Here is an 8059-nt window from a genome sequence, read left to right on the forward strand (position 1 = left end):
TGACTCGCCGGCGCAGTGGAAGCCGCACTGGCGCACCCAGCCGGCCAGCTCATCGATGCTCGTTCGGTCCGGGTCGTACTCGACCGTCGCGGTCTGGGCCACGGCGTTTGCCGTGACGGCAGCGACTCCGGGTCTGCGCTTCAGAGCCTTCTCGATACCGGATTCAGAAGTGGCCCAGTGCAGGCCACCAACATGAAGGACAGTCTTGACGCTCACGACATCCGCCTTTCGCATACCGGGTAGCGGTACATACGCAACTCGGCCATGTGGGGGTTGCTTCCCGACCCCGTCGGCCCTGAAGGGCACCGGAGGTGCAGGCGGGGAAGGGCGACCTGCACCTCCGGTGGAGGGGCCAGCAGGGGGTGATCCTGTCAGGCCCGATAGATCATGGCGATCATCATCCCGGCCTCGGCGTGGTAGATGTTGTGGCAGTGGGCGGCCCAGTCGCCAGCGTTGTCGGCCTGCAGCTCGACGGCGATCGTCTCCATGGGGCGCAGGAGCACGGTGTCCTTGCGCAGGCCACTGTTGACAAGCCCGAAGGTGTGGCCGTGGATGTGGAACGGGTGGGTCATCATCGTCATGTTCGCCAGATCCAGTCGGACCCGTTGGCCCTTGCTGAACATGATCGGGTCGTTCTCGCCGAACTTTCCGCCGTTGATGCCCCACTGGTAGGGCGCCATCTGCCCGTTGAGCTGCACCGAGGCGGTGGCGTCAATGTCCTTCTTCGCCAGTCGCGCCGACTCCGCCGCAGCGAGCGCGGAACCGTGCAGGACCGGGCCAGCGAGTTCGGCCGGGCGGGTCGTGGCGGCGGGGGCGCTGCCGGAACCGGTGCGGATGAGAGCCATCGCCTGGCCCTGTTTCCCGAACGGCGCGGCGACCAGGGGGAAGACGCCGTCCTGCAGGGTCACGACGGCGTCGTACCGCTCCCCCATGCCGATGTAGAAGGCTCCCGTCTCGGTGGGCAGCACGGGGAACCCGTCGCTGTGGGTGACGGTCATCCGGTGGCTGCCCAACGCGACGGTGAAGATGGTGTCGGATGCGGCGTTGATGACCCGAAGCCGGACCTTCTGGCCGGGCTTGGCCTCCAGGACATCCGGGGTCGCGGGGACTCGTCCGTTGATCAGGTAGTGCGGGTAGACGACGTCGCCGGCGTCGCCGAACGGCGCGGTGCCCGAGCCCATCCCCATCGAGCCGTGGTCCATGCCGCCCATTCCACCCATGCCGCCTGAGGTGGCCGAGCCTCCCTTGGCGACGAGCTCCTTGAGGACGTCATCGGGGGTGCGGCCCGTGCCGTCCACCCAGTCGTCGAGCACGACGACGTACTCGTGGTCGTAGGCGCCTGGCTCCCGCGGGTCGTCCACGACCAGGGCGGCATAGAGTCCGCGGTCGAGCTGGACGCCGACGTGCGGGTGGTAGAAGTACGTGCCCGGGTCCGGGGCGACGAACTGGTACGTGTAGCGGGTGCCCGGCTTGATCGGGTCCTGCGTCATCCCGGGGACCCCATCGGCGGCGTTGGCCAGGGCGATGCCGTGCCAGTGGATGGTGGTGTCGGCGGGCAGCTGGTTGTCCAAGGTCACCCGGACGAGGTCGCCCGCCGTGGCGCGGATCAGTGGGCCGGGGGCCGTGTCGCCGTAGGTCCACGTCGCCACCTTGGGTCCGCCGAGATCCAGCGTCGTTTGCTTGGCGACCAGGTTGGCCGTCGTGACGCGCTGGCCTGGCGTGGTCGCCAAGGGCGTCGGGGTTCCGAAGGCCTTCGCTGTGGTGCTCGGTTGGGAGCCGGAGCAGGCCCCGAGGGCGCCCGCTCCGGCGATGCCGAGTCCGCCAAGGACCAGGCTGCGTCGAGTGAGGTGTTGCATGCTTCCTTCCGATGGTGGTCTGGCGGCTCGTTCGGTCGGCCGCCTTGGGGATGGCGGCGTCAGTGCGCGCCGGTGAGTAGGTTCCGGGCGCGCTGGTACTCGTCGGAGTTGATATCGCCCCGGGCGAGCCGGTCGTCGAGCAGCCGGACCGGGTCAGAGCTGGCCCGTGGAGACGACTGCGTCTCGGGCGCCTTGCCCTGGAACATCGCCCGGACGACCACGACGACGAGTGCCCACAGGCCCACGGTGCCAACGATCATCAGGACCCACATCCACCAAACCATCTCGTAGCCCATCCAGTGCCCCATGGCCCTTCCTTTCTCGTGTGCTCTCAGGTCTTGGAACTCACTGTGACTCGCGAGTGTTTGCCTATCCACGAGGTCCCATGAAGGTTTGAAGAAGATCGGCCTCCGAGAGGGGCGGACGGGTGAACCACACTCGGGCGCAGGCGAGACTAGACGAATGGATACGCCGAAAACTGGTTCGTCGACGCCGGCTGACGCCTGCGTCCTGGTCGTCGACGACGAACGTGACATCGCCCAGATGGTGAGCACCTACGTCGGCAGCGCCGGCTACGCCGTCTCAGAGGCCTACACCGGCCATGAGGCTGTTGCGTTGGCCAGGCAGCTCGATCCCGACGTCATCATCCTTGACCTGGGCCTGCCCGGGCTGGATGGGGTGGAGGTGTGTCGTCAGGTCCGGACCTTCTCGGACTGCTACATCCTCATGCTCACCGCCCGTGGCGATGAGATGTCGCGGGTGGTGGGTCTGTCGGTGGGCGCGGACGACTACATCACCAAGCCATTCAGTGCGCGTGAGCTCGTGGCTCGGGTCCAGGCGGTCCTTCGTCGTCCGCGGCGTGCTGGCCAGGAGCCTCGACAGCGGGTGACCGAGGAGCCACCGCGTGTGTTCGGCGAACTCACCATCGACTCCGCCCGCCGGGAGGTGACTCTGGCGGGCGAACCCGTCTCCCTCACCCGAACCGAGTTCGACATCCTCGACGCGCTCTCGGCGCGGCCGAAGTTCGCCTTCACCCGGCGTCAGATCGTCGACGAGGTGTGGGACACGGGCTGGGTGGGCGACGACCACATCGTCGACGTGCACATCGGACACATCCGACGCAAGCTCGGCGACGACGCCAATTCAGCCAGCTACATCGAGACGGTTCGCGGGCTCGGCTACCGCATGGGCAGGGGGTGAAGGGATGGTAAAGCCCAAGGGGCTGGCCTCGCGGCTGATGCTGGCCCAGGTCCTGGTGCTGGTGGCGAGCATCCTCACCGCTGGTCTGGTCGCGCTCTTCGTCGGCCCGCCCCTGTTCCACCAGCACCTGCTGGAATCCGGGCATTCCGACGACTCCCCCGAGCTGGTCCACATCGAGCAGGCCTACCGGGACGCGTCCGTCGTCTCTCTCGGGGTGGCCCTGATCATCGCGCTGGTGTGTGCGGCCGCGGTGACGTGGTACGTCACCCGCAGACTCCAGGCCCCGCTGGTCGTGCTCACCGATGCGGCCAGAGAGCTGTCCCGTGGGCACTTGGCGACGCGCGTGCCGGAGTCCGGCTCCGGCACCGAGCTCAACGCGCTGGGGGGCGCGTTCAACCTGATGGCCGGGCAGCTGGAACAGACAGAGGACACCCGTCGGCGGCTGCTGTCCGACCTCGCTCACGAACTGAGGACCCCGATCACCACCCTCAAGCTCTGCTGCGAAGGGCTCCGAGACGGAGTGACTCCGTGGGACGAGCGCACCGACCGGATCATGACGGAGCAGACCGACCGACTGGCCCGCCTCAGCGAGGACATCGATGACGTCTCTCGCGCCCAGGAGGGCCGAATGGCTCTCGAGAAGGACGTCGTTCCCGTCGGCGAGCTCGTCTGGTCCGCGAGCCAAACGCAACGCGAGGCATTCACCAGACGCGGGGTTAACCTCGTGGCCGAGGCAGAGAGCGCACCAGGGGTCGCCGTCTTTGTGGACCGCCGAAGAATGGGCCAGGTTCTCGACAACCTGCTCGGCAACGCCCTGCGCCACACCCCGGAAGGCGGTTCAGTCCGGCTCTTCGCCCGCCAGACCTCGAACGAGGTCGAGATCGTCATCGCCGACACCGGCGAAGGGATCCCGCCCCATCAGCTGGCTCATGTCTTCGAACGGTTCTACCGCGGGGACACCGCCAGGGACCGTGACCGCGGCGGCTCCGGCATCGGCCTGACCATCAGCCGCGCGATCGTCGACGCCCATGGTGGCGGCCTGACCGCCTCGAGCGACGGGTCTGGGCGCGGAGCGACCTTCACGGTCGCCTTACCGGTGTCCCCGCGGAGCCCGCTCGCGTCCTCGTCCCGACCGCGCGCGGAGCACTGACCGGGCCAGGTCGCAACGGTTGTATGCCGCGTGCTCGGGCACGCGGCATACGATCCGTGGGGGTCAGTGGCCGTCGCCTCCGTGCCCGTCCGCTTCGGTTTCCTGGCCCTCGGGCATCTGGATGGTGACCGGGGACTGCGCCCGTACCGTCACGGCCGAGTAGCTGATCCCGTTCGGCTTCTCACCGACCGGGATACGGGCGACGACGCGCAGCTCCGTGAGGTCGAGGACGGCGACGTCGTTGCCGTAGAGGTTCGTCACGTAGGCGTGCCGGCTCGAGGGGTCCACGACGACGCCGTGGGCCCCTTGGCCCGTCTCGACGGTCCGCGCCACGGTGAAGGTCGTCGTGTCGATCAGGGACACCGTCGTCCCGGGCCGGTCCTTCGTGCCCTGGTTGGCGGCCAGGACGTAGCGGCTGTCCGGACTGACGTAGGTCTGGATCGGCCCGTCCCCCACGGCGACCCGGCCCACAACCTTGCGCGTCGCCACGTCGACCTTGACGACCGCGTCCTCGGCGTTGACCGACGCGTAGACGAACCTCCCGTCGGGCGAGAACGCGACCTGGGCAGGGGCCTTGCCGACCTCGATGTCCCCGACCTTGGTGTTGGCGGCCGTGTCGATGACACTCAGCGTGCTCCCGGACACGTTCGCCACGAACACCCATCGGCCGTCCGGGCTCGGACGCAGGCCGTGTGGTCCAGCACCGACCGGGATGGTGGCGACCAGCTTCATCGTGGTGGAGTCGATGGCTGTCACCGTGCCGTCCGCGCCGTTGGTGGTGTACGTCGTCTTCCCATCCGGGGTGACGACGACGTGCGCCGGCGCGGCCCCGGTCGGCACGGCGCCATGCAAGGCAAGGCTTCCCGCGTCGAGCATGACCGCCATGGAGTCATGGCCGCTGACAGCCCAGACACTGCGACCGTCCGGCGAGACCTGCACGTTGTCCGGGCCCTCGACGCCCTTGACGGTGGTGACGACCCTGTTGGTGGCCGCATCGATCGCACTCAGGCTCGCTCCGTCCTCGTTGGCCACCCACACCGTCCCGGTCACCATGCCACCGTGCGCCGCCGCCGCAGCCACGCGTTCGGCGCCCGGATGGCCTTCCGAGGTCGATACATCGTCACCGCCGCGGCCGACGGCCGCGAAAACTCCGCCTCCCCCGACGGCAAGGGCGAGCACGGGGAGCACGACGCGCAAGCTCTTCGCCCATCGGCGGCGCCCGTCGCCGTCGACTGGCGTGGCACTCGGGCGAGCCGGGTCGTCGTTCATAGGGTTCTCCTTGGTGCTCGTGGCCCGCCGCTGCTGACGGACCGATATGACTCGCAACCCTGTGACACGTCCACCGAACGTACGACGACGATCCGGTCAAGGTTTCCTGAAGTTCGAGATCCTCCATCACCGGTCCCGTTTGGGCCGCCTTGCGGCACACGCAGGCATGGACCCGACGTGGACAGGCTGGTGGCGGAAGGAATACCGGAGCAATCCATACTGGAGACGGGCCGCGACTGTGCCGTGGTGGCGCCCTCAGCCGAAACCATTGAACTTTATAGGAGAGGTCCCCCGTGAAGAACGCTCGCCAGCGTCACGTCAGCCGCAGGACGGCCCTGTCCGCAGGCCTCGTCGTGGCCTCCGGATTGGTGGCCTCGGCATGCTCCTCGCGCTCTTCCGGTGCGCCCGGTCACGACGACGACGGCGCCGCCATGGCGATCACACACATTCACGGGATTACGCGCGACCCCAGAACGGGGAAAGTCGTCATCGCCACGCACCAGGGCCTGTACGGCCTCGAGCAGGATGGCTGGACCGGCGGCGGCCCGGTGCTCGACCTCATGGGCTTCGCCATCGCGCCCGACGGCAGCTACCTCGGCAGCGGCCATCCCGGGCCGGCGCTCAATCTGCCTCAACCGGCAGGGCTGGTGCGATCCACCGATCAGGGACGGACGTGGACCGTCCTGTCTCGCGGCGGGGAGTCCGACTTCCACGCCCTCGCCGCCGGGCCGGACTTCGTCATCGGCTTCGACGGGACCCTGCGACTGACCGAGGACCAGACCACGTGGTCGGATCTCGCCATCCCCGCCGCGCCGCACAGCCTCGCGGCTTCACCAACCAGCGGCGTGGTCCTCGCCGCGACAGAGCAGGGCCTGCTCGCCTCCGGCGATCGAGGCGCAACGTGGAAACCGCTCACCCCGCCCGCGCTCCTCGGCCTCGTCGCCTGGGCCGACGACAACACCATCGTGGGCGCCGGGGTAGACCGTCGCCTCCACCTCAGCCGGGACGCCGGTCAGTCCTGGACGGCTGGGACCAAGGAGGTCGGCGAGGTGACCGCGTTGGGGGCCAGCACGAGCGACGGGAAGGCAGAGGCGCTCTTCGTCGTAGGCACGGACGTGCTCCGCTCGACCGACGGTGGAGCGACAACCGAGCGCCTGGGGTGAAGATCCGTCCACCCTGTCAAGGCTCTTGACCCGGCCCGGCCTCCCCGTTCATCATGACGGCCCGCGTGTCCCGGCGCCGCCTCGGGCGGCACCGGGTACACGCCGTCAGCCTGAACCAAAGGAGCTGGCGGTCAACCGTCGGCTGTGATGGGCCCCGAGGCACGGGACGTCCGCTCGGTCAGGCGGTCCCTGCCGGGCGGCCCCCCGAGCGGTCATACCACTCCTCGAGCCACATCTGCATGGTGGCGATCTCCTCGAGCTGGGTCTTGCGGATGGACTCGCACAGCGCGAGCAGCTCGGGGTGCTCCGCCTTGGACAAGCACTCCTCAGCCTCCCGGATGGCAGACCAATGGTGACGGATCATCGAACGCATGAAAGCGATCTCATAGTCCTCGCCGGTGAGCCGGTCCAAGCGCGCCATCGACCTCATATCGCCGGTCGTCATCTCGGGTTCGTGGCTCACCCCGTACCAGTCGGCCAACCATGCCTGCATCTGCATGATCTCCTGCGACTGGGTCTGCACGATCGACTCGCACGTCGCAGCTAGCTCCTCGTGGGTCGCCTTCTCGACACACGATTCGGCCATCATCACAGCCATATGATGGTGATCGATCATGTCGGTCAGGAAGTCGACCTCGAAGGCCGCGGCCTTGGGATCGATGGCCGGAGCCTCGGCTCGGGCGGACGGCGCCACGAAGGCCGTCAAGACCAGCAGTAGCGCTGCAAGTACGCCAGCTCCGGCGATTCGTTTGTGGGCAGCAGCCAGTCCTTTCACCATGAGCTCCGCCACCTCACCCGAGCGCTCCAAGCAAGTCCCGGCAGGCCTGCTCACACCGTCGACAGGACTCGGCACAGACCTTGCAGTGCTCGTGCATCGACGCGTGGCGCTCACACTCGTCGCCGCACGCCTTGCACGCCTGGGCGCAGGCTTCCAGCACCGCTCGAGTCACGTTCGCGTCATACCCCGTGTGTCGCGAGAGCACCGCTCCGGTCGTGGCACAGATGTCCGCGCAGTCCAGATTGGTCCTTACGCACTTGACAAGCTCGGCGACCATGTCCTCGCTCAGACACGCATCGGCACACGCCGTGCACGTCTGCGAACACTCGTAGCACGCTTGGATGCAGGCTGCTAGCTTGCCCCGGTCGACGTCACCGAGATCCTTCGGGTAGGCCTCCAGCATTCCCTCAATGGTGTGCATCTCGCCTCCTCACCTGGACGACGGCGCCGAACCGCGTGCTCGGCACTTGGAAGCGTCGCCCGCCCTTGACCGCATACCCGGGTGGCCCACTTTGTCGCGCCGGAAAGGAGAGACCGCAGCAATCTTCAGCAAATCTTCATCTTCGCCCGTGCCGGCGCTGATAACCGCAGAGCGCGATTACGGCGCCTTTAGCTGTATCTGCATGTGCGGGACATGCTCACC

At 67.9% G+C, this 8059-nt stretch carries 9 protein-coding genes; 3 read left to right on the plus strand and 6 right to left on the minus strand.

From position 1 onward, the window contains the following. The 3 genes from L0H79_RS18650 to L0H79_RS18660 all read right to left on the minus strand — a co-directional run. A partial coding sequence (locus L0H79_RS18650; RefSeq protein WP_301486145.1) for a heavy-metal-associated domain-containing protein occupies positions 1 to 216 on the minus strand: 216 nt, incomplete at its 3' end. A gap of 155 nt (positions 217 to 371) precedes the next feature. Further along, positions 372 to 1856, minus strand: coding sequence for a multicopper oxidase family protein (locus L0H79_RS18655; protein ID WP_301486146.1), 1485 nt, complete (start codon positions 1854 to 1856; stop codon positions 372 to 374). Between the two features lie 59 nt (positions 1857 to 1915). Then, on the minus strand, positions 1916 to 2164 hold the full coding sequence (locus tag L0H79_RS18660) for an SHOCT domain-containing protein (RefSeq protein WP_301486147.1): 249 nt from the start codon (positions 2162 to 2164) through the stop codon (positions 1916 to 1918). Positions 2165 to 2318: 154 nt separating this feature from the next. Between L0H79_RS18660 and L0H79_RS18665 the strand changes: the two genes are divergently transcribed. Both L0H79_RS18665 and L0H79_RS18670 read left to right on the plus strand, forming a co-directional pair. Continuing rightward, on the plus strand, positions 2319 to 3056 hold the full coding sequence (locus tag L0H79_RS18665) for a response regulator transcription factor (RefSeq protein ID WP_301486148.1): 738 nt from the start codon (positions 2319 to 2321) through the stop codon (positions 3054 to 3056). Between the two features lie 4 nt (positions 3057 to 3060). Then, a complete protein-coding gene (locus L0H79_RS18670; RefSeq protein WP_301486149.1) occupies positions 3061 to 4206 on the plus strand; it encodes a cell wall metabolism sensor histidine kinase WalK in 1146 nt (381 codons plus the stop codon). 63 nt (positions 4207 to 4269) lie between these two features. On the opposite strand, the gene L0H79_RS18675 is transcribed toward L0H79_RS18670, so the two are convergent. Continuing rightward, positions 4270 to 5475: a beta-propeller fold lactonase family protein gene (locus L0H79_RS18675; protein WP_301486150.1), complete on the minus strand. Its 1206-nt coding sequence runs from the start codon at positions 5473 to 5475 to the stop codon at positions 4270 to 4272. A 293-nt stretch (positions 5476 to 5768) separates the two neighbouring features. Here L0H79_RS18675 and L0H79_RS18680 point away from each other — a divergent pair, with 293 nt between their 5' ends. Continuing rightward, positions 5769 to 6638 carry a F510_1955 family glycosylhydrolase gene (locus tag L0H79_RS18680; protein WP_301486151.1) on the plus strand — a complete coding sequence of 290 codons (870 nt, stop codon included), beginning with the start codon at positions 5769 to 5771 and terminating at the stop codon, positions 6636 to 6638. Between the two features lie 178 nt (positions 6639 to 6816). Here L0H79_RS18680 and L0H79_RS18685 read toward each other — a convergent pair whose 3' ends face one another. Next, positions 6817 to 7428: a DUF305 domain-containing protein gene (locus L0H79_RS18685; protein WP_301486152.1), complete on the minus strand. Its 612-nt coding sequence runs from the start codon at positions 7426 to 7428 to the stop codon at positions 6817 to 6819. Between the two features lies 1 nt (position 7429). Then, on the minus strand, positions 7430 to 7837 hold the full coding sequence (locus L0H79_RS18690; protein WP_301486153.1) for a four-helix bundle copper-binding protein: 408 nt from the start codon (positions 7835 to 7837) through the stop codon (positions 7430 to 7432). Between the last annotated feature and the right edge of the window lie 222 nt (positions 7838 to 8059).

It is taken from the genome of Intrasporangium sp. (assembly GCF_030452765.1).
Classification (GTDB): domain Bacteria; phylum Actinomycetota; class Actinomycetes; order Actinomycetales; family Dermatophilaceae; genus Intrasporangium_A.